At 35.1% G+C, this 22,511-nt stretch carries 17 protein-coding genes and 1 tRNA gene; 11 read left to right on the top strand and 7 right to left on the bottom strand.

The genetic code is table 11. The features are described from left to right. Window positions 1–107: 107 nt before the first annotated feature. Window positions 108–2,123 carry an aceric acid hydrolase gene (locus ACR9EA_RS10835; protein WP_435132739.1) on the top strand — a complete coding sequence of 672 codons (2,016 nt, stop codon included), beginning with the start codon at window positions 108–110 and terminating at the stop codon, window positions 2,121–2,123. 29 nt (window positions 2,124–2,152) lie between these two features. On the opposite strand, the gene ACR9EA_RS10830 is transcribed toward ACR9EA_RS10835, so the two are convergent. The 6 genes from ACR9EA_RS10830 to ACR9EA_RS10805 all read right to left on the bottom strand — a co-directional run bounded on the left by ACR9EA_RS10830 (window position 2,153) and on the right by ACR9EA_RS10805 (window position 9,231). After that, the gene (locus ACR9EA_RS10830; protein ID WP_435132737.1) at window positions 2,153–2,491 is read right to left on the bottom strand and encodes a hypothetical protein; all 339 of its coding nucleotides are present in this window, start codon (window positions 2,489–2,491) and stop codon (window positions 2,153–2,155) included. A gap of 47 nt (window positions 2,492–2,538) precedes the next feature. Then, on the bottom strand, window positions 2,539–3,411 hold the full coding sequence (locus tag ACR9EA_RS10825; protein WP_435132735.1) for a hypothetical protein: 873 nt from the start codon (window positions 3,409–3,411) through the stop codon (window positions 2,539–2,541). Window positions 3,412–3,413: 2 nt separating this feature from the next. Then, entirely contained in the window at window positions 3,414–4,118 is a 705-nt protein-coding gene (locus ACR9EA_RS10820) for a hypothetical protein (RefSeq protein WP_435132733.1), read from the bottom strand. A gap of 185 nt (window positions 4,119–4,303) precedes the next feature. After that, window positions 4,304–7,570, bottom strand: coding sequence for a YCF48-related protein (locus ACR9EA_RS10815; protein ID WP_435132731.1), 3,267 nt, complete (start codon window positions 7,568–7,570; stop codon window positions 4,304–4,306). 358 nt (window positions 7,571–7,928) lie between these two features. After that, a tRNA-Arg gene (locus ACR9EA_RS10810) sits at window positions 7,929–8,005 on the bottom strand. Between the two features lie 179 nt (window positions 8,006–8,184). Then, window positions 8,185–9,231, bottom strand: a complete 1,047-nt coding sequence (locus ACR9EA_RS10805; protein ID WP_435132729.1) for a GntR family transcriptional regulator — start codon at window positions 9,229–9,231, stop codon at window positions 8,185–8,187. Between the two features lie 192 nt (window positions 9,232–9,423). Between ACR9EA_RS10805 and ACR9EA_RS10800 the strand changes: the two genes are divergently transcribed. The 5 genes from ACR9EA_RS10800 to ACR9EA_RS10780 all read left to right on the top strand — a co-directional run bounded on the left by ACR9EA_RS10800 (window position 9,424) and on the right by ACR9EA_RS10780 (window position 16,967). Further along, the gene (locus ACR9EA_RS10800) at window positions 9,424–11,529 is read left to right on the top strand and encodes a bifunctional aldolase/short-chain dehydrogenase (RefSeq protein WP_435132727.1); all 2,106 of its coding nucleotides are present in this window, start codon (window positions 9,424–9,426) and stop codon (window positions 11,527–11,529) included. A gap of 137 nt (window positions 11,530–11,666) precedes the next feature. Beyond that, window positions 11,667–12,947, top strand: a complete 1,281-nt coding sequence (locus tag ACR9EA_RS10795; protein ID WP_435132725.1) for a TIM barrel protein — start codon at window positions 11,667–11,669, stop codon at window positions 12,945–12,947. Window positions 12,948–12,963: 16 nt separating this feature from the next. Beyond that, complete coding sequence (locus ACR9EA_RS10790) at window positions 12,964–14,343, top strand: FGGY-family carbohydrate kinase (protein ID WP_435132722.1); 1,380 nt, start codon at window positions 12,964–12,966, stop codon at window positions 14,341–14,343. Window positions 14,344–14,352: 9 nt separating this feature from the next. Next, complete coding sequence (locus tag ACR9EA_RS10785) at window positions 14,353–15,504, top strand: alpha-hydroxy acid oxidase (RefSeq protein ID WP_435132720.1); 1,152 nt, start codon at window positions 14,353–14,355, stop codon at window positions 15,502–15,504. A 41-nt stretch (window positions 15,505–15,545) separates the two neighbouring features. Next, the gene (locus tag ACR9EA_RS10780; protein ID WP_435132718.1) at window positions 15,546–16,967 is read left to right on the top strand and encodes a purine-cytosine permease family protein; all 1,422 of its coding nucleotides are present in this window, start codon (window positions 15,546–15,548) and stop codon (window positions 16,965–16,967) included. A 308-nt stretch (window positions 16,968–17,275) separates the two neighbouring features. Here the strand turns inward: ACR9EA_RS10780 and ACR9EA_RS10775 are convergent, their stop codons facing one another. Next, window positions 17,276–18,109, bottom strand: a complete 834-nt coding sequence (locus ACR9EA_RS10775; RefSeq protein WP_435132716.1) for a helix-turn-helix domain-containing protein — start codon at window positions 18,107–18,109, stop codon at window positions 17,276–17,278. A 102-nt stretch (window positions 18,110–18,211) separates the two neighbouring features. Between ACR9EA_RS10775 and ACR9EA_RS10770 the strand changes: the two genes are divergently transcribed. From ACR9EA_RS10770 to ACR9EA_RS10750, 5 genes are all read left to right on the top strand, one after another. Then, a complete protein-coding gene (locus tag ACR9EA_RS10770) occupies window positions 18,212–18,778 on the top strand; it encodes a sugar O-acetyltransferase (RefSeq protein ID WP_435132714.1) in 567 nt (188 codons plus the stop codon). A gap of 25 nt (window positions 18,779–18,803) precedes the next feature. Continuing rightward, a complete protein-coding gene (locus tag ACR9EA_RS10765) occupies window positions 18,804–19,331 on the top strand; it encodes a cupin domain-containing protein (RefSeq protein WP_435132711.1) in 528 nt (175 codons plus the stop codon). Continuing rightward, entirely contained in the window at window positions 19,321–20,376 is a 1,056-nt protein-coding gene (locus ACR9EA_RS10760; protein WP_435132708.1) for an alpha/beta hydrolase, read from the top strand. Before ACR9EA_RS10765 ends, ACR9EA_RS10760 begins: the two co-directional genes overlap by 11 nt. A gap of 267 nt (window positions 20,377–20,643) precedes the next feature. Next, window positions 20,644–21,408: an SDR family NAD(P)-dependent oxidoreductase gene (locus ACR9EA_RS10755; RefSeq protein WP_435139866.1), complete on the top strand. Its 765-nt coding sequence runs from the start codon at window positions 20,644–20,646 to the stop codon at window positions 21,406–21,408. Window positions 21,409–21,468: 60 nt separating this feature from the next. Further along, window positions 21,469–22,389, top strand: a complete 921-nt coding sequence (locus ACR9EA_RS10750; protein WP_435132707.1) for a helix-turn-helix domain-containing protein — start codon at window positions 21,469–21,471, stop codon at window positions 22,387–22,389. Window positions 22,390–22,511: the final 122 nt, after the last annotated feature.

Here is a 22,511-nt window from a genome sequence, read left to right as displayed (position 1 = left end):
AAATAATTTGTGATGCTTCAATCTCTCGTAAAGCTCAAGACAGGCTAAGTTCAGCATGACGAGTGAGGCAGCATAACTAAAAGAACAATTATTAAAAAAATAAACACATGAAAAACAAGATTCTAATTTCAATGTTTAGCTTCTTTGGCCTTGTGGCATTTGCCCAAAACAAAGGTCTAACGGCGAATTCCGATAGTCCGCACGCCAAATTAAAAAGTCTTGGACTTCAGGAAGTGGTTTGGACCGATGGTTTTTGGAAAGAACAGTTTGATGTAGAAACCCAAAACACCTTGCCGTACATGTGGGAGCTGTATCATAACGATAGCGTGAGTCATGCTTATGCGAATTTTAAAATAGCCGCAGGTTTGGAAAAAGGCAAACACGCCGGACCATCGTTCCACGATGGCGATTTCTATAAAATTATGGAAGGTATGGCTTCGGCCTATGCCATCAATAAAGATCCGGAATTGGATAAACAAATGGACGAAGCTATTGCTATGTTTGCGCAAGTGCAGCGTAAAGATGGTTACATTAATACGCCTGTTTTGATAGAAGAACGTTGGGGAACCTTAGGGCCAGAAGAATTGCAAAAACAATTAGGCTTCGAGAAGTACAATATGGGACATTTAATGACGGCGGCTTGTGTGCATTATCGCGCAACGGGAAAAACCAATTTCTTGGAAGTAGCAGAGGGTGTTGCCGATTTCTTATATGATTTTTATAAAAAAGCTTCACCTGAATTGGCCAGAAATGCTATTTGTCCGTCACATTATATGGGCATTGTAGAAATGTATCGTACGGTTAAAGATCCGCGATATTTAGAATTAGCCAACAATCTGATTGATATTCGTGGTACCACAGACGATGGTACCGACGATAACCAAGACCGCATTCCGTTTAGTGAACAAACCGAAGCCATGGGGCATGCGGTAAGAGCCAATTATTTGTACGCTGGTATAGCCGATTTGTATGCTGAAACCGGTGAAGAAAAATTGATGGAAAATTTACAATCTATCTGGGAAGATGTGGCATACCGAAAAATGTACATCACTGGAGGTTGTGGCGCACTTTATGATGGCGTTTCTCCAGATGGCACGGTTTACGATCCATCTATAGTTCAAAAAATACATCAGGCTTATGGGCGTCCGTTTCAATTGCCAAACGCCACGGCACACACCGAAACCTGTGCTAATATTGGCAATGTATTGTGGAACTGGCGCATGTTGCAACTTACAGGCGATGCCAAATACACCGATGTTATGGAGTTGGCATTTTACAACAGTGTCTTGTCTGGGGTAAGTTTAGAAGGCACCGAATTTTGTTATAATAATCCGTTAAACGTTTCAAAAGATTTACCGTTTAAACAGCGCTGGGGGCACGAACGCGAAGGTTATATTGCATGGTCTAACTGTTGCGCACCCAATGTTACAAGAACTTTAGCTCAGGTGAATAATTACGCTTATAATGTTTCAGAAAATGGGTTATATGTTAATCTTTATGGAAGTAATCATTTAAAAACGGAAACCTTATCGGGTGAGATATTAGAAATAGAACAAACAACAAACTATCCTTGGGACGGAAAAATCACGCTTAAAATAGTAAAGGCACCGAAAAAAGCATTTTCAATTTTTACAAGAATTCCGGGGTGGAGTGAAGGCAGTTCAATCAAAATAAATAATGCTACTCTAGATCATGAAATTCAATCAGGAAGTTATGCTGAATTAAATAGGAAATGGAAAAAAGGCGATGTTATAGAACTTCATATTCCAATGCCAGTGCGTTTAATGCAAGCTAACCCCTTGGTGGAGGAAACCAAAAGTCAAGTGGCTGTAAAGCGCGGACCACTAGTGTATTGTTTAGAAACTGATGATTTATCTCAAAAAGTAAACATCAATCAAGTGGTTTTAGATATCGATTCAAACTTCAAAACGAAACCTATGACTATTAAAAACAGAGCAGTTTTAGGGATTACAGCTCGTGGATTTATTGAAAACCAAGATTGGGATAAAGCGCTATATAAGCCATTAAATTTATCTAAAAAATCAATCGATATTACGCTTATTCCATATTATAGTTGGGGAAATAGAAATGTGGAGGAAATGACCGTTTGGATGCCGTATTAGTAAAATACATGGTGTTGGGGAGATGTATTTTAGTAAACAAATATTTTAATAATGATAAAAGTCCAAATTCCGATAGCTGGAATTGATAACCCAATTAGCATTAATTTCCTGTTTAAGTCAGTCCAGGTTTTCCAATGTTTGATAGTTCGTCCAATTACTGCAAATCCAAACCCTATGGCTATTAACATAGAAGGAAGAAAAAACATAAAATTAAATCCGAAGCTATGTGGTGCGTAACCCTTTTTTATTCCGAGTAATGGTTCTCTCAATTCATTTACCAAAAGAGCAAAAATCAAAATTCCTAAACTTGTAAACGCCATTCGAGTTGTCCATTTTATTTTTTTTATATGTCTTTGCGTTAATTCCAAATTATGTGGTTTTGCTAACTTTGGTTTAGCTAAAAGTAGCAATTTTTTTATGTATGTTGTTGGCTGTGGTTTTTTATTTCGTATTTAAAATTAAGAACATTCAATCCGTAAAAAGTCAATTTTTGATTTGCTTTAATTTTTCCGTTTTCTGATGATACGGTTAAATTGTCTTTAAAAGACTTTATGAATTTAGTCCATAAATTCCCATTTTTATCCTTTAGTAAAAAGTAAAATCCGCTATCACCAATTTTTCTTCCTGCTGATTTTAAAATCAATTCACCTTTTTTACCAGCAATTGGTTGTAAAATTACTGTTGCACTCCCGTTTGGTAATGGAAAAATGGCTTTTATGCAAACTTTTCCATTGGGGATTTTACAAGTTTCATAAACACCCGAATAGATTATTTGATTTGTTTGTTTAAATCTCCTTAACCAAATTGTTCTTTTTACTTTCTCAGTAGTTTTATCGGTTAGTTGAACAATTTCGCTATTCATTTCTTGAGAGTTTTTATTATTTCTCAAAGGAATATTTAGTTGTTCAAGCCTCTTGCTAAAAAGGAATTTTAATAAATATCCGAAAACTAGAAAAATAGGATTCCAATTTGTTGTCAAGTAAAGTTTATAATTACTTGTATTTTCATAAAAATCAATGACGTTTTTAGAAAGTCTATTTTTTTCAGAAGAAGGCAAATTTAGTTGTTCAATTGATTTTAAAAGTCCTTTGTTTTTACTGGATTTAGAGATTGATAAATTTTCATTTTCTGCTAATTGATTAATAAATATTTCTCCAATTCCGTTAATGTTTCCAAATGGACCCAAAAGCCATTGATATTCTTGAGTATTAATTTTTTTACCAAATAAAATAACCCATTGCTGTGTAACCCAATCCTGAAAATTTTGTTTAATAGAGGCAAATACCATTTTCAGTCAGATAATTTAGTATAGTTTCCTTTGCCTTTCCAATTTCCGAATTCAGAAAGTGGTTTAAATCTCAATGTAGTAAATTCAAAGTGAAAGTCTTTTCGTTCCCTTTCTTTCATTGCATCAGAGTGCCTTTTGGGTTTGGGTTTTTTGCTATGACCGTGAACCATTTTTTCCATTTCTTGTACGTTTTTCCAAATTGAAAAAGTTGAAATGGTGTTTGGGAACTTAAAAGAAGCAATTGATAATAATGTGCTTGGATGGTCTCTTACTAATTTTTCTACTGGTCTTCCCCAATATAAGAACCTTGGAATCGCAAAAGGTTGCATTCGAGCAATGGTAACAGCAACAACAGGTAATTTTGAATTTTCTAAGGTTTCTTTTTCTTTAGGAACTTTGTAGCCTTTTATTTTCCCCCAATCTCTCATAAAACCTAATCGAACGTGCCAACCTTTTTTGATTAAGTTACCAAATTTGTCATTGTTCAAGAAGTTATCTAGGTCTTTTTCACTTTCCCATTGTGCAAATATAGCGATCTCTCTTATTAAAAATCTATTAGTAGAGAAAATAGGCGAGCCTAAAGTCATTGAGGTCATATATTCTGAATAAATAAGCCCTTTGGTTTTCTTACTTATTAATTTTGAAAATAAACCTTTAATAGCAACCCAAGTTGGAATTTTGACAAGATGAAAAGAGGATATGCTCATTTTTTGGATTAGAAGTTTCTTGTTTTGTTGCGATTTTTAAATTACAGCCAACGGTTTCGTCTTTGAGTAGTTGTGTGGTTTAGCACTTAACTTTTTAAGTACACACCAAACTGAAAATCCGTGAGGATTTTCAGAAGTGGGTGATAGCAATCAATTACTTATTGCCATTGTTGTAAAACATTATTTTATTTTAAAATCAATTTCGATGATACTACTTTGGTGTTTTCAAAGTATACTTTTACAAAATAGACTCCTTTTATAAAACTTGACAAATCAATTTGTATATCAGTTTTATTCTCTTCTATATTCTCACTAAAGAGACTTTGCCCTAAAGCATTGTAAAATTCAATAGATCTAATTTTTTCAGAAATATTAGATGTAATATTTACAAAATCAGTTGTTGGATTTGGATATATTGAGATACTTTTTTCTAAATCAGGTTGTGTTAGACTAAGCGTACGAGTAGTAAATTGATAAGTATCTGAATAAATTATATTTCCATTATTGTTAGCAACTATTCTGTAATAATAAGTTTCATTGGGTAATGGATTATTGATTAAACCAGTTATTAAATTAGTATTATAACCGATAACATAATTTGGTGTGCCAGCCACAGATGAGCCAAAACTATCTGTTAGCCCATACTCGAAATAAATATCTGTTAAATAAGCACCACCACTATTTATTAAACCACGTAGTTCTAAAGAATTGGTTTGAGTTTCTTCTATTGTACCACTTACCATGATTATGTCGCCCGAAAAATTAAAAATATTTTCTTCGCTATAAATAGTTTCACCATTATACATAGCTTTTAATCTGTAATAGTAATTCAAACTTGTATCTAAACCAGTTATAGTAGCATTAACAAAAGACGAACTATTAGCATTAACTATTGATGGGTTAGTTACACTATTGTTTTCATAGTCTATAGTCCCATATTCAAACACAATATCAGTAATATCTTGAAGATAGGAAGTTAAATATGCTGATAACGTTACATCAGTACCATTAATATTTGGACTAAACAGATTTATATTATATTCAGGGTATGTTTTGAAAGATAGTATGTCTCCATAAATATCTTCTCCTTCATGAGTAGCCTTAATTCTATAAAAATATTGTGTATCTGGTTGTAGATTATCCAAATTGGCTTTGATGTTTTCAGTCGTATTGACATTAACCGTTACTGGTGAACCAACTATATTATAATTTAGATTATCGGAACTTAGTCCGTATTCAAATTCGACATTTATAATGTCATGGTCATTGGATACAATATTACCTGATATCTCTGCTGTATTTGCTGTGTAGTTATATGTGAAATTTGTTGTTATTTCATAATCAGGAAGTGTTGTAAAACTCAGAATCTCACTATAACTTATATTTGAACTCTGTGTTCCAGATAATCTATAATAGTATGTAGTGTTTGACTCTAAACTAGCTAAGTCAACAGAAACATTTAAAGACTCATCTGAATTAATTGTATGTGGTGCTGTTGAAATGCTGTTACTGAAAGATTGATCTAGACTGTATTCAAATTGAATGTTTGAAATAGATTCACCATTTGATGTGACATTACCACTTAAACTAGCAATAGAATTAGATACATCCTCAGCAGAGTTAACATGTAGAATTATGGTTTCATATTCTACATCGCTTCTATAGATTTTACCATCAGTGCCCGCTGTATAGATTTTGTCATCAATAAGTTCTATTGAATTGATTCTAAATTGTTGAGTAAGATATTCCCAACTTACTCCTCCATTTTCTGTTTTATATAGCCTACCATCTTCATCAGCTATATAGCCAACGTTTTTAGAGTAAAATTTAACTTGAGTATACCATTCATCAGGAATTTCTAATTTTTCCCAATTAGTTCCGCCATCATTAGTCTTATAAATCAAGCCATGGTCTCTATCACCTAAAAGATACCCATTGTTTTCATCTACAAAATGAAATGCGGTATTATTTTCGCCTTCTAATTCAAGACATATATTCCATGTGTCACCACCATCAATAGTTTTATACATGGCACTATAATAGTTACCGATTGGATTTCCATATCCAACTTGACTATCTAAAAATTGTATTTGACCAAATGATTGATTAGAAACTTTAGTCCAATTAACTCCTCCATCAACAGTTTTCATTACTTTACTTTGAATAAAACCTCCAGAAATGAAGCCCTTATCTTCATCCAAGAAAAAAATAGAAGTAATTCCATCATTAATAATGTTATTACCATTTTTTAAAACACTCCATGTAACACCACCATTTATGGTTTTAAAAACATGCCCTGCATCGGGGGGACCAGTTGTTACGTAGCCTAAGTTTTCATTGAGAAAAGTAAATTTACAGTTAGGAACAGAAGTCTTTAAACCTAAATAACCAACAAAAAACCAGGTGTCTCCACCATCTGTGGTTTTGTAAAAATTCTTTCTAGACTGAGCGTAGCCTATATTATTATCAATGAATTGTATTTGACTAAAATCAATATAATTTTCAGAATGAGAAACCCAAGTATTACCACCATCTGTTGTTTTAATAATTCGACCACGAGCACCGGTAGCATAACCAACATTGCTGTCTTGAAAATATATTCCGTACATGGAAGTATTGAAAATGGGCCCATTCTGAAAGAAAATGTTTTTCCAAGTAGCTCCTCCGTCCTCTGTTTTATAGGTGGCGCCATGATTACCTGTAGCAAAGCCGGTATTTTCATCTAAAAAATAGAAGTCATATATAGAGTCGTCGGTTCGTGAAAGGGTAACCCAAGTTTCTCCGCCATCGGTAGTTTTGTAGATGTTTCTGTGTTCTCTTGAAGCAAATCCAATATCCTCATTAACAAAATAAACTGTAAAATAATTTGAAGGCCCAGTATAGCTATCATCCTTTGTGTGATACCAATTTTCACCCCCATTAATAGTCTTTAAAATAATACCGTTTTTGCAAACAGCATGTCCAATTAAAGTGCTAGTAAAAGATGTTTTATTAACTCCAGAATTTGGAATACTTAAACTATTCCAGGTTGCACCTCCATCACCAGTTTTTACAATGCTATTTGAAGTAGATAAAATAATATTGTTGTCGTCAATAATGTTAACAGTGTTAAAGTTGCCATTGAAACCAGTTGCTACTTGGGTCCAAGATGCCCCGTTGTCTAAAGAGTTAAGTACATACCCATTGTTGCCTACCACAAATCCTACTGAATTATAAAAACTGATATCGTTGCCTCCCAAAACATTTGATTTTTTTGACCAAGTGTTACCAGCGTCTGTTGTTTCTAACAATTCATTGGAAGTTATAATGAATCCAATATTATCTGTAACAAACTCAACATCCTTCCCGGTATTAGCTGTTGGCTTTGGATTTAATAATTCCCAATTTGTTTGCGAGTGAATCTTACTAAGAGACAGAATAATAGAAAATATGATAAGTAGGTTATTTTTCATTTTCAGGTTTATTAGTTTAATTTTTAGTTGAGTTTTACATGTTGCCCAACCCCGTATATCCATAAAAAACTTTTGGTTGAAATAGTAATGGAGGGGCTAAACCAAAATATTTATATGGGACTAAAATAGTTTAAATTGAATGAAAACCTAAGGCGTTTCTTTAATTTTAGTTACATTTAATCTGAGTATATTTAAAATTATGCCGTATCAGATACAGCTTCTGAAGCCTTGCCATAACGATGGAATACGATGGCCAATAGTCTCGCATTTTCGGGAATTTTCTATAAATTATATTATAAAAAGTAGTACAACGAAAAATATTAAAACTAAAAAACCCCACTAATAGCGGGGTTTTGTGTGGTGATCGCGACAGGATTCGAACCTGTGACCGTCTGCTTAGAAGGCAGATGCTCTATCCAGCTGAGCTACGCGACCATTCAAGAATATTTATTCTGAAATTGGCTTTTCTAAAAAGCTGTGCAAATATAAAGAGCTTTGCTTAACTACACAATATAAAATCTAATAAATTTGAAAGATTTTTTAATAGCTTGTATTGTACCTAATTATTGCACTCATTTACAATAAGTAGATTTTTTATTTGTAGGTTTAGGGTTTTATAACGAATTACGCTCTATAAAATTAAACGGATTTTTAATCTTTCCTTTTTCTTTATTTAAAATCATGTGTGCTGCACGTTCTCCCATTTTTTTAAAATCTGTAGAAATTACAGTAATTCCTAGTAATTCTTTTAATGGAGTTTCGTTATAGGAAATGATGCCTATGGTTTTTCCTAACTCTAAATCGCTTTCCCTAATTTGTTTTATTAAGTTAACCAAATCAGATTCTTCTATGGTAACAAATAAATCGCCTTCTTTTAAAATAATATCTTCGTAAACTTCGTCTATAATCTCAAAATTCATTTCGTAGTTCACACAAAATTTTCTAAATCCGTGTAAAATACGTCTGGGGTAGGGGTATACCGTTTTATTGGGGTAGATTAAAAAAATCTTTTTGTAGTTACGTATTTTATCTAAACCTTCAACCAAAGCTTCATAAATATCGTTCTCGAAATCCTGATAAATTTCAATCGCACCCGAGGTCTTACTTATGGCATTGTTATTATTGTCCATAATAATAAGTTTATCTTTAGGTATCTGGTTTATGGACTGAATAATTTTATCGGTAAAACTTATATGCCGTAACTCATCGGTTTTAAAATGTGGCATGACTACGTAATAATCGTAAGCGCCTAAACTTTTATCCATTAAATTTAAAAACAACGATTCGTCGCAATGGTAAATAAATAAATCGGTATGCGAATTCCCTCCAATGCTATCTACAAACGAATTGTAAATACGCATTTTGTAAGAGCTTAACTTATTAATTAAGAATAAAATATTTATTTTAGAAATAAGTTTTGTGCGTGTAATGTAATATCCTTTTCCTCTTATAGACGAAATAATTTTACGCTCTTTTAGCACGCTGTAAGCCTTTTCTACCGTATCTCTGGAAAGGTAAAACTCCTCGCTAAAACTATTAATAGATGGAATTTTATCGTCTACCTTTAAATTCCCAATAGATATGTTATGTATTATGGTATCTACAATCTGTTTGTATTTAGGCTTCCTGGAGTTTTCGTCAATCTTTATAAAATCTATCATCTCTTGAAAACAATTTTTCTTTAAAATTTTTATAGCAATTTTAATAATTGTGCAATTTAATAACAATTATCGTTTCGTAATTATTATATAAGTAATAATTATTTTTTTTATCGAAAACGGTATAGTGCAGGACAGATTAAAATCTTTATTGCTTTAGTTTTACAAACACAAATTAATTTTTAAAATAAAAATATGGATAATCTTGTTAAACAATTTAAGCACGTAGATTACCTTTGGGATAATAAAAAAGCGGAAGAATTGGCCGACGACCAAGTGGCATTATTTCTTTATCGCTCAAATATTTTAGGTGCAGACTTAAGAATTACCAACTACGGTGGTGGCAATACAAGTTGTAAAACAATAGAAAAAGACCCCTTAACTGGCGATAATGTAGAAGTTATGTGGGTAAAAGGCTCTGGAGGAGATATAGGAACATTAACTAGAGCTGGCATTGCTGGTTTATACACAAATCGTTTGCGCGATTTAAAAAACGTTTACGGTGGTTTAGCCGATGAAGACCGTATGGTTGGATTATTTAATCATTGTATTTACGACCTAGATAGCAAAGCGCCTTCCATAGATACACCTTTACACGGATTATTACCTTTTAAACATATAGATCACCTTCATCCCGATGCCCTTATAGCGGTTGCAGCTGCAAAAGACAGCGAAAAAGTAACTAAAGAAATTTGGGGCGATACTATGGGCTGGGTGCCATGGCAACGCCCTGGTTTCGATTTAGGTTTACAATTAGAGAAATGTTTAGCCGAAAATCCAGGCATTCGCGGTATTGTTTTAGGAAGCCACGGTTTATTTACTTGGGGAGACACCTCTTACGAGTGCTATATAAACAGTTTGGAAGTTATTGAAAAAGCTTCAGAATATATTGAACAAAAAATAAAGGAAAAAGGCGAGATTTTTGGCGGACAAAAAGTAGAAAGTTTACCAAAAGAAGAACGTTTAGAAAAAGCAGCGCAATTAATGCCGTTATTACGCGGACTTTGTTCTTCGGAAAACCGCATGATTGGTCATTTTGCAGACAGCGATGTGGTTATGGAATACATAAACAGTAACGACCTAGAGCGTTTGGCGCCAATGGGAACGTCTTGTCCAGACCACTTCTTACGTACTAAAATTCAGCCTTTGGTATTAACTTTAGATGCCAATGAAGATTTAAGCGATGCTAGTGTTGTTCTAAAAAAACTAGAACCAGCTTTCGAGCAGTACAGACAAGAATACGCCGATTACTACAATACTTGTAAAAGAGACAACAGTCCAGCTATGCGCGACCCGAACCCGGTAATTATTATTTATCCAGGGGTTGGTATGTTCAGTTTTGCCAAAAACAAACAAACCACACGTGTAGCTAGTGAGTTCTACATTAACGCGATTAACGTTATGCGCGGTGCAGAAGCAATTACTGAATACACATCGCTACCAAGACAAGAAGCTTTCGATATCGAGTATTGGTTATTAGAAGAAGCCAAATTACAACGTATGCCTAAAGAGCAACCGTTATCTCGAAAAGTGGCTTTGGTTACAGGTGCTGGTGGCGGTATAGGTAAAGCGATTGCCGATAAATTAGCTGCCGAAGGTGCCAATGTGGTACTAACAGATATAAACGAGAACAGTTTAAAAGAAGCACACGCTACTTACAAGCGCGATGTGTCTACTTATGCGGTTTGCGATGTTACCAATTACGATTCTATTGTTAACGCTTATAAAACGGCTTGTTTAGAATTTGGCGGTGTAGATATTATTGTGCACAGTGCTGGTTTAGCCATTTCGAAACCTATAGAGGAAACCACACAAAAAGATTGGGATCTGTTACAAGATGTGCTAGTAAAAGGTCAGTTTGAGTTGGCAAAAGCAGGTGTAGAGATTATGCGTAAACAAAATTTAGGTGGCAATTTTATTAGTATTGCCAGTAAAAACGGATTGGTTTCTGGACCTAATAATGTTGGTTACGGTACAGCAAAAGCTGCCCAACAGCACATGTCTCGTTTATTAGCTGCAGAATTGGCAAAAGATAAAATTAGAGTAAATGTAGTAAATCCAGACGGGGTTATTGTTGGAAGTAAAATTTGGGAAGGCGCTTGGGCCGAAGGTCGCGCTAAAGCTTACGGTATTACCGTAGAAGAGTTACCTGCACATTACGCGAAACGTAACCTGTTAAACGAAATAATATATCCAAACGATATTGCTAACGGCGTATTTTCGTTAGTGGCGATATTAGATAAATCGACCGGAAACATTATTAATGTAGATGGCGGAATGGCAAATGCATTTGTTAGATAACCAATGCAATACAATACTTATTAATTAGTTTATTGTTAGTTTACTAATTAGTTTGTTTTTTAGTTTGTTAGTTTGTTAAAAAACCTTTCATGGGTTGAAATACACCAGTGAAAGGTTTTATTTAAAAATTACAAGACATGAAATTATCACAATCACATATATCCGATTTTAATAAAAAATCTAGCGAGGCGCATCAAAATCAATTCGATTTCTTGGCCAACACGCTAGAAAAACAAAATATTAATACCAATACTGTTGTTAACCAATTGGCTAAATTTCAAGTAGCCATACCGAGTTGGGCATTGGGAGCCGGAGGAACACGCTTTGGACGTTTTTCGTTTTACGGAGAACCTTCAAACCTAGAACAAAAATTAAGCGATGTAGGGCTTATTCACGCATTAACCCAAACCGCTGGTGCCATATCGCTTCATATTCCGTGGGATGTTCCAGAAGATTACAATGCTATTAAGGAACAAGCTTCGGCTTTAAATTTAAAGTTCGATGCTGTAAATTCCAACACCTTTCAAGATCAGCCTAACGCCAAAGAAACTTATAAATATGGTTCGTTATGCAATTCCGACGAAGCGGTAAGAGCGCAAGCTATTGCACATAACCAAGACGTTATTAAAATAGGCGAGCAGTTAGGTTCTAAAAGTTTAACCGTTTGGTTAGCCGACGGTTCTAATTTTCCGGGGCAACACAATTTTCAAACCGCTTTAAACCATACCGAAAACAGTTTAAAAGCTATTTATAACACATTGCCAGACGACTGGAAATTATTTATAGAATACAAACCTTACGAACCTAATTTTTACAGTACGGTAATTCAGGATTGGGGCACCTCGTTTATGTTGGCTAATGCCTGCGGCGATAAAGCCTTTACTTTGGTAGATTTAGGGCATCATTTGCCTAATACCAATATAGAGCAAATAGTATCTACCCTGATGTATAAAGGGAAATTAGGAGGTTTTCATTTTAATGATAGTAAATATGGCGATGACGACATTACCGTGGGCAGTGTAAAACCTTATGCTTTGTTCTTAATTTTTAACGAATTGGTATACGGTATGCAAAACAATCCGCAGAATCCAGAATTATCGTGGATGATCGATGCCAGCCATAATATAAAAGATCCCTTAGAAGATTTAATACAGTCGTTAGAAGCCATTCAAGAAGCTTATGCCAAAGCATTGCTTGTAGATCAGGCACAATTAAAACAAGCCCAATTAGCACACGATGTCGTGGCTTGTCAGGAAATTTTACAAAACGCTTACCGTACCGATGTTCGTCCGTTATTGGCTCAAGCACGTTTACAAGCTGGCGGTGCTTTGAATCCGTTGGCAGCTTACCGAGGTTTAAATATTAGAGAAACCTTAATAGAAGAGCGCGGAAAACACACCATCGCTACAGGATTATAAAAGAATAAACTAATTAATGAAAAAAGTAGTAACTGCTGTATTTGACATAGGAAAAACCAATAAAAAATTCTTTCTTTTCGATAAAGATTTTAAAGAAGTTTATCGCGAATATACCCGATTTGAAGAAATTCAGGACGAAGATGGTTATCCAACCGAAAACCTTCCTGCGCTTCAAGCCTGGTTAAAAGATTTGTTTCATAAAATTCTTGAAGCCCAAGAGTATAAAATTAAAGCCATCAATTTTTCAACTTATGGAGCCAGTATGGTGCATATAGATGAAAATGGTAAAGTGTTAACGCCGCTTTATAATTATACAAAACCAATGGATCAAGCTTGTATCGATTCATTTTACGATAAATACGGTCCAGAGCTTGAATTGTCGCAAGAAACAGGATCTAATAATTCTGGCATGTTAAATTCTGGTATGCAATTGTACTGGTTGAAGCATTATAAACCAGACGTTTTTAAAAAGATTAAATACAGCTTACACTTTCCTCAATATTTAAGTTACATTTTTACTGGTATTCCGTTAAGCGAATACACCAGTATAGGGTGCCATACAGCACTTTGGAGTTATAAAACCAAAGACTATCACGAGTGGGTATACAAAGAAGAATTACATAAAATACTCCCTCCAATAGTATCTACCGAAACCAGTATTAATATGAATTATAACGGAAAACGTATTAAAATTGGTGTTGGGATTCACGATAGTTCTTCGGCCTTATTGCCTTATGTGCGTAGTAGTAAAAAGCCTTTTATTTTGGTGTCTACAGGTACATGGAGTATCTCTTTAAACCCGTTTTCCGATGGCGTTTTAACGCAATCCGATATCGCATCAGGATGTATTAATTATATGCGAATTAATGGTAAGGCCGTAAAATCGTCTCGTATTTTCTTAGGAAATTTTTACAGACAAAATGTACAAAAATTAGCGCGTCATTACCGGGTGTTCGACGATTACCATAAAACGGTAACATTCGATTATAATATGTACGCGAAGATAACAGAAAACTTTAAACCCTTTTTCAATTTAGATTCGGCAGATGCCCTGCACACAGAGGAGGTTGATTTTAACGAATTACCTTACAAATGTTTCGAAACGGCATATCATCATTTAATGCTGGAAATTGTACAATTGCAAGTTAAAAGTATTAAAATTGCAATGGGCGATACAAAAGCAAATAAATTGTATATAGATGGTGGTTTTACTGCTAACGATGTATTTATAAATTTACTATCGCACTATTTAAGAGATATGAAATTACGCACTACAACATCCTCGTTAGGGTCGGCTTTAGGGGCAGCGATTTCAATTTCCGATGTAAAACTAAATTCAAAATTTTTAAGACATAATTATGCCTTACAAAAACACGTTCCGTTTATTGTAACCTAAAATTAAATTATGGCATTATCTTTTAACACGAAATATCCGTCTATAGACGATTTACGCAATAAAGCTCAAAAAAACATCCCGAGGTTTGCCTTCGAATATCTAGATGGCGGTTGTAATGAAGATGTTAATTTACACCGAAACACATCCGAGTTACGCGATGTGCAACTAAAAGTAAATTATATAAAAGATTACGAAGGTTCTAGCATTAAAACCACCTTATTCGGGAAAGAGTACGATGCTCCTGTAGGGGTAGCTCCTGTTGGACTTCAAGGACTAATGTGGCCAAATTCCCCAGAAATTTTAGCGAAAGCAGCTTTTAAACACAATCTGCCGTTTATTTTAAGTACGGTTACTACAAGCAGTATCGAGCGCATTAGCGAGCTTACCGAAGGTAACGCTTGGTTTCAGTTATACCATCCTACAGAAAACAGATTGAGAGACGATATTATTAATCGTGCTGCAAGTGCACAATGCCCTGTTCTGGTTATTTTGTGCGATGTGCCTACTTTTGGTTTTAGGCCTCGCGACATTCGTAACGGTTTAGCCATGCCACCTAATATGAGTGTGCAAAACATACTTCAAATTTTAGGAAAACCTAATTGGGCCATTCAAACCTTAAAACATGGTCAGCCTAATTTTGCAAACCTTAAACCGTATATGCCAAAAGGTTTAGATTTAAAACAACTAGGGAAATTTATGGACGCTACCTTTTCCGGACGATTAAATGCCGAAAAGATTAAACCTATTCGCGATATGTGGAAAGGAAAATTAGTGCTTAAAGGTGTGGCGTCGTTAGAAGATACCGAGCAAGCAATTAAATTGGGATTAGACGGGGTGATTGTGTCTAATCATGGTGGCCGACAATTAGATGCTGGAGAATCGACTATAAAGCCTTTAAAATCTATAGCAGATACGTATGGCGATCAAATAGAAGTGATGGTGGATAGTGGTCTGCGTTCGGGGCCAGATATTGCCCGTGCCATGGCCAGTGGTGCAAAATTCACCTTTATGGGGCGCACTTTTATGTATGGAGCAGCAGCCTTAGGAAAACAAGGCGGAAATCATACCATGTCTCTGTTAAAAGTGCAACTTCAACAAGTTATGGAACAATTATGTTGTGAGCGTGTAACCGACCTTCCGCAACATTTAATAACCTATTAATTCATTTTAAACATCCCAATTAACTACAAACTAACTAAAACATGACACAATACAGTATTGAAAATGATGTTATTGAAGACATCGCTGGTGGCGAATTCGAAAGAGAACCCGTACCGCAATCGAAACTTAAAAGCTGGAAAAGTTTTTTAGGAATGTACGCCGGCGAACACGCTGCTGGTACAGAATTTGTTATAGGCCCTTTGTTTTTAACCACGGGCGTTAGTGCTTTCGATCTTCTTGTAGGGTTACTTTTAGGAAATTTTCTTGCTGTACTTAGTTGGCGATTTTTAACTGCGGAAATAGCTGTTAAATATCGATTGACGTTATATTATCATCTGGAAAAAATTTGCGGAAAAAACTTAGTCACCATTTATAATTTAGCCAATGGTGTACTATTTTGCTTTTTAGCAGGCTCAATGATTACCGTATCGGCTACGGCAGTTGGTATTCCGTTTAATATGGAAATGCCCAAGCTTACAGATACCATGCCCAATGGTTTTACATGGATAGTTATTGTTCTTGTTATAGGAGCTGTTATTTCTTTAATTGCTGCAAAAGGATACGATACCGTTACCAAAGCGGCAAACTGGATGTCGCCCGTAATTGTTCTAGCCTTTTTAGCCTGTGGTATAGTAGCGCTAACACAATTAGGGGTGAATAGTTTTTCTGATTTTTGGAATATTTGGGGAGAGGGTTCAGAGCCTTTTCCTGGACAAATAAAATATACTTTTTGGCATGTGGTTATTTGGTCTTGGTTTGCCAATGCTGCTATGCATGTGGGGATGTCTGACTTAACTGTATTCCGTTTTGCTAAAAAGCCAAGAGCTGCGTGGACCACGGCAGCTGGAATGTATGTAGGTCATTATATGGCGTGGATCGCTGCTGCATTACTGTATGCAGTATATATTAAATCGCCAGAAGCGCAAGCGATGTTGCAAGCAGGAGAAGCACCTTCTGTAGCACCGGGGCCATTGGCCTATAACGCTATTGGGGTATTTGGTATTATAGCTGTTGTACTTGCAGGTTGGACCACTGCTAATCCAACAATTTACAGGGCAGGATTGGCTTTTCAGGCCATTATACCTAAAGTGTCTACTTTTTGGGTTACCATACTCGCTGGAATGGTAGCTACTCTTGCTGGTTTGTTCCCTGCTTTCGCAATGAAATTATTAGATTTTGTGGCGCTGTATGGTTTTATTTTAGCTCCTATTGGTGCTGTTATTGCTTTTGAATATTTCTTTGGAAAACAATTTGGTATACAAAACTTTTTTGCCGAAAAAACGGGCGTAAAATTTAATAAAGCCGTGTTCTATGCATGGATTTTAAGTGCAGGCGTATTTTACTTTATTTCGGTGCAGTTTGATGTGTTTTTATCATTTTTAACCTTACCTGCGTGGTTATTATGTGGCGTTTTGTTTTTAATATTCAGTAAGGTCTATCAGAAAAAATATATTGTGAACTAATTTACCGCTTGTCTAAAAGTTAATAGTAAAACCCAAAAAAATAATTTAATTTTTTTGGGTTTTACTTTAATAATCTAGAGTTGAATTGCTCTAAGACCTCGTGGGCTTTAATATATAGTTGAAGAAATAATAGCATCAATTCAACTGCTGATACTCATTTGGTATCATACCAGTCTTTTTCTTAAACAATCTATTAGAGTGTTAAGGGGGGAACTTCCACTAAGGCACTATTTCTATTGTTTATTAGGTTGTACGCAAACTAAAACTGGACGTTTAAGACCAAAGAATATTATTACCTGCATGTGCTTTTAATCAAGCCGATTTCTATAAGCGCTTGGCGTGACACCCAGAATCTTTTTCACATATCTCGTAAAAAATGAGCGACTGGAAAAGTCCATTTCATCAGCGATTTCCGCAATGTTCAAACGCTTGTTTTCCAACAACAAAATAATACGTTCTTTTGCATAACGTTGAATCCATTGGGAAGCGGTAATGTCTGAATTTTTCTTGCAAACAAAATTTAGATACTTGGCGCTTATGTGAAGTTGATTGGCATAAAATTGAACTTCACGTTCTTTTAAACAATGCAATTGCACCAAATGCATAAACTGCTCATAAAGCGTTCCAGACTGTAAGCTACGCTTTCTACGTTCGTATTCTTTTGTAAAAGTGTGCCACATTTCAAGAATAAAAAGTCGCATTTGTAATTTTAAAGCTTCATCATAAAAGCGATGTTCTTTATCTTGATATTTGCTGTGTAATAACAGAAAGTTAGTTAAAATCCTGTCGTAGTCACTTTTTTCATTTAATTGCTTTACAGGATATTGTCGCGAGTGTAAGATTGCATCTATACTTAAATTTTGGTCGGGGACATTCTCATCTAAAAATTGTTTTTCTACAAGTAAAACAGAAGATTTAAAATCCTTCGAAAATTTCAAATGCGATAAGTTACTATCTGCAAACCAAAATAAAAACTCACCTTTTTTACAATTCATTTTAGTTCCGTTAAACAAAAAAGAAAGATGCCCACTATGGCAAAGCAAATGCGTGTGATAGTGTTTCTGAAAATCAATTGGAAAATCGTTAAGGCTCATCAATTCTAGTAGCATGATACGAGGAAAATGTGCTTCTGAAGTATTCATAAACAACTATTATTAGCTTGTGTGATATTTGACATTATAAACGAAGTATTTGTAACAAATGTAATAAATGTCTATCGTAATTTTGCATTGTAATAAATTAGTATGATGAATAAACCAGAGATTTTTAATCGTCTTAAGCAAGGTGAAATCATATCGCCAAACGATCCAGAAGCCTACAAAATGCGGGAAGCGTCATTTGCAACCAAAGCCTTGTTACTGCAAATAAACCAATCTTCCAATCCAACAGAAATTAGAGATTTATTAAGTGGAATTACGGCTTCGAAAATTGACGAAAGTGTAACTGTTTTTACGCCAATTTACATCAATTACGGCAAGCATACTAAAATAGGTAGAAATGTGTTCATTAATTTCAATTGTACCATATTAGATTTAGGAGGCGTTACTATTGACGACAATGTATTAATCGCTCCTAATGTAAGTCTGCTTTCAGAAGGCCATCCTTTAAATCCAAAGGAAAGACATGCGCTTATTCCTAAACCCATTCATATTAAAAAAAATGCTTGGATTGGAGCAAACGCAACTATTTTACAAGGTGTTACCATAGGAGAAAATGCTGTTGTAGCGGCAGGCTCTGTCGTAACAAAAGATGTTCCTGATAATACCATTGTAGGAGGCATTCCTGCAAAAATTATTAAAACACTTGAATAGAACCATTAAACCAAAACTAAAATATATGTACAGCTATATTAAAACAATGGTGTTTTTTATGGGAAGTCTATTACTAATAGCTTGCAATTCGGACTCCGAAAAAAAATCAGAAAATATAGAAATTAACCATAACGAATTAGATGCTATTTTTCCTCAAGGAGAAAAAGGTTCGGCAGCATATTTTACAGGAAACGCATACAATATTGGATTGGTAACTGTTGATTCCATTTTTACTACAGCTGTTGGCAATGTCTATTTTGAACCTGGAGCAAGAAGCAATTGGCATTCGCATCCTTCAGGTCAAATACTAATTATTACCGATGGCGTTGGCTATCATCAAATTGAGGGACAAGCTATTGAAACCATAAAAAAAGGCGATGTTATACAATGTCCACCCAATGTGCGACACTGGCACGGTGCTAGTCCTAAAGTAGGTTTGCAGCAGCTGTACATCGTTCCGAATACAGAAAAAGGAATTGTTGATTGGCAAGAACCCGTAAGAGAGAATGTGTATAATAAAGATTTTAATGAAAAAGATAAGAATGAAAATTAGAATAATAATGCTGATAGGCGCCATTATGATTTTGGGGGCGTGTCAAGATAAAACAAAAGAAAATCCAACAATAGCAGAAACAAATACCATGGCAAAAACAGAAGAACACTATACGTTTAATTTAAACGACAACGTAACAAGACAAAAAGTAACCTTCAAAAATAGATTTGGCATTACGCTTTCAGGCGATTTATACCTTCCTAAAAATGGCAGAAATAATTTACCTGCAATTGCAATTAGCGGTCCTTATGGCGCTGTGAAAGAACAGTCTTCTGGATTGTATGCCAATCAAATGGCGGCAAGAGGTTTTGCAACTTTAGCATTTGACCCTTCTTATACAGGTGAAAGCAGTGGCGAACCCCGAAACATTTCTTCACCAGACATTAACACAGAAGATTTTAGTGCTGCGGTCGATTTTTTAGGGTTACAAGAAAATATTGATAGAAATAAAATTGGAATTTTAGGGATTTGCGGCTTTGGCGGATATGCACTAAATGCTGCTGCTCCAGACAAACGTATAAAAGCAGTAGCAACTTCTACGATGTACGATATTTCTAGAAGCACGGCAAATGGTTACTACGATTCAAAAACAGCAGAAGAGCGCAACAAAGAATATATACAAATTGGTGAACAACGATGGAAAGATGCTGAAAATGGTAAACCTGCATACGGTCCTACAGGACTGAAAAATCTTCCTGAAAACGTACCGCAATTTGTAAAAGAATACGCTGCTTATTATACAACGCCAAGAGGGTTTCACTCACGTTCATTAAATTCAAATGGATCGTGGTCTTTAACAAATCCTGTTACAAATATGAATGCCCCGATTTTACAATATATAAAAGAAATTTCCCCACGACCAGTTTTGATTATTGCAGGAGAAAAAGCGCATTCTAGATATTTTAGCGAAACGGCTTTTGAAGCTGCTGCCGAACCTAAAGAATTGTTGATAGTTCCCAACGCAGTGCATACCGATTTATACGACCAAATGGATAAAATTCCATTTGATAAATTAGAAAGTTTTTTTAATGAGAATTTGAAATAATAAAATTCAGCTCCCTAAAATCAGCAGTCTTTCGGTTTCAGGAGTTAATCATAAATAAAGGCTGATAGGCCAACAAAAAGCGGATTGAGTGAAAATTCAATCTGCTTTTTTGTTTTATTAAGTATTCTACTGCTGAAAAATAAGTGTTTAAAATTCATTACAAGTTGCACTCAGCAATAAAGACCACGTTTCGGCTAAAACTATCGTAGTTTTGGATAAACCTACCTCTTGTTATCTAAAGATCTTTGTGATATTAATTATAAATCAATATATATGTCAAAGAAAATAGCATTAGTAACAGGAGGTAGTAGAGGTCTTGGTAGCGATATGGCTATCAGCCTTGCAAAAAAAGGGCTCGATGTGGTGATTACTTATCACACCAACGAAAACGCAGTCAAGCAAGTAATCACCGAAATAGAAAACAACGGACAAAAAGCCATTGCTTTACAATTGGACGTTACCAATATAGCAAGTTTTGATACGTTTGTGGGGTCGCTGAAAAAGGCTTTAAACGCAAATTTTGGAACGGACAAAATAGATTACCTTATCAATAATGGTGGTTTCATTCATTATAGTCCGCTTAAAGATGTAAATGAGAATTTGTTTGATGACTTACTAAATGTACACTTTAAAGGGCCTTTTTTCTTAACGCAACAATTGCTTGAAAACATGAATGACGGCGGCGGAATAGTAAACGTGTCTACTGGTTTAGCGCGTTTTTCCAAACCAGGATTCGGAACCTATGCGGCCATGAAAGGTGCTGTGGAAACCTTGACAAAATATCAGGCTAAAGAATTAGGATCTAGACAAATCAGAGTTAATGTGGTTGCTCCGGGGCCGATTGAAACGGATGTTATGGGTGGAGCCGTGAGAGATAACAAAGAAATGAATGCGCATCTGGCTTCGGAAACAGTTCTGGGGCGTGTAGGGCTTCCTGACGATATTGGAAGTGTAGTCGCCTTTTTGTGTACAGCAGATGCCAAATGGATTAATGGCCAACGGATTGAAATTTCCGGCGGAATGATTTTATAAAACTGTAAATTGCAACTGTGAGTGAGAGTGCTTTTCATTCACAGTTATAAATTTTTAATTATGAGCAATCAAATCCGAAGAATACAGACGATTTCAGAATATCATAAAGTAAGGTGTTTAGACAAACCCAAACATCCGCTTATTAGTTTGGTAGATTATGCTTTAATACGCGATTTGCCAGAAGATAATAACGTAAATTGGTTACATAATTTCTATTCCATAGCCATGAAAAAAAATATGGATGCGAAACTAAATTACGGTCAGCTGGAGTATGATTTTGATGAAGGTTTAATGTCTTTTCTAGCCCCAAATCAAGTATTGAATATTGTTGTTGAAAATGAAGCGGTTAACAGTAATCGCTCTGGTTGGTTATTATTTTTTCACAAAGATTTTATTTGGAACACTTCCTTAACGAAATCCATTAAAAACTATGAGTTTTTTGATTATGCCAATAATGAAGCCCTCTTTTTATCGGACAAGGAACAGAAAATTATAGATTCGGTGTTTCAAAATATCAATAGCGAGATTGATAACAATATCGATGCCTACAGTCAGAATATCATTGTATCGCAAATCGAATTGCTGCTCAACTATTCAGAGCGCTTTTACAATCGTCAATTTATAACCAGAAAGAAAAATAATCACCAAATTTTAACCCAGCTAGAAGCCTTACTCAACGCTTATTTTGGGAGTGAAGATTTACCCGAAAAAGGTTTGCCAACAGTTCAGCTTGTTGCGGATTCCTTAAATGTGTCGCCTAACTATTTAAGCGGACTACTAAAATCCCTTACAGGATTGAATACGCGACAGCACATACATCAAAAACTCATTGAAAAAGCGAAAGAAAAGTTATCTACCACAAAACTAACAGTGAGTGAAATAGCTTACGACTTAGGTTTTGAACACGTGCAATCCTTCAATAAATTATTTAAGACTAAAACCAATTTGTCTCCTTTAGAATTTAGGGCAAGTTTTAATTAAATCGTAAACTTCATACAGTAAGGGCTTCTTTGATAGAGATGCTTCAGTCATTCTTCCTTCTGCATGACAACCGAACTTGTCATTCAGAGCGCAGTTCACGGAACGAAGAATCTTTTTCTGGA

Origin of the sequence: Formosa sp. A9, assembly GCF_051200825.1 — a bacterium.
GTDB lineage: Bacteria > Bacteroidota > Bacteroidia > Flavobacteriales > Flavobacteriaceae > Formosa.
Note: the sequence above shows the minus strand (reverse complement) of the source record. Positions and strands in the feature narration are given on the sequence as shown.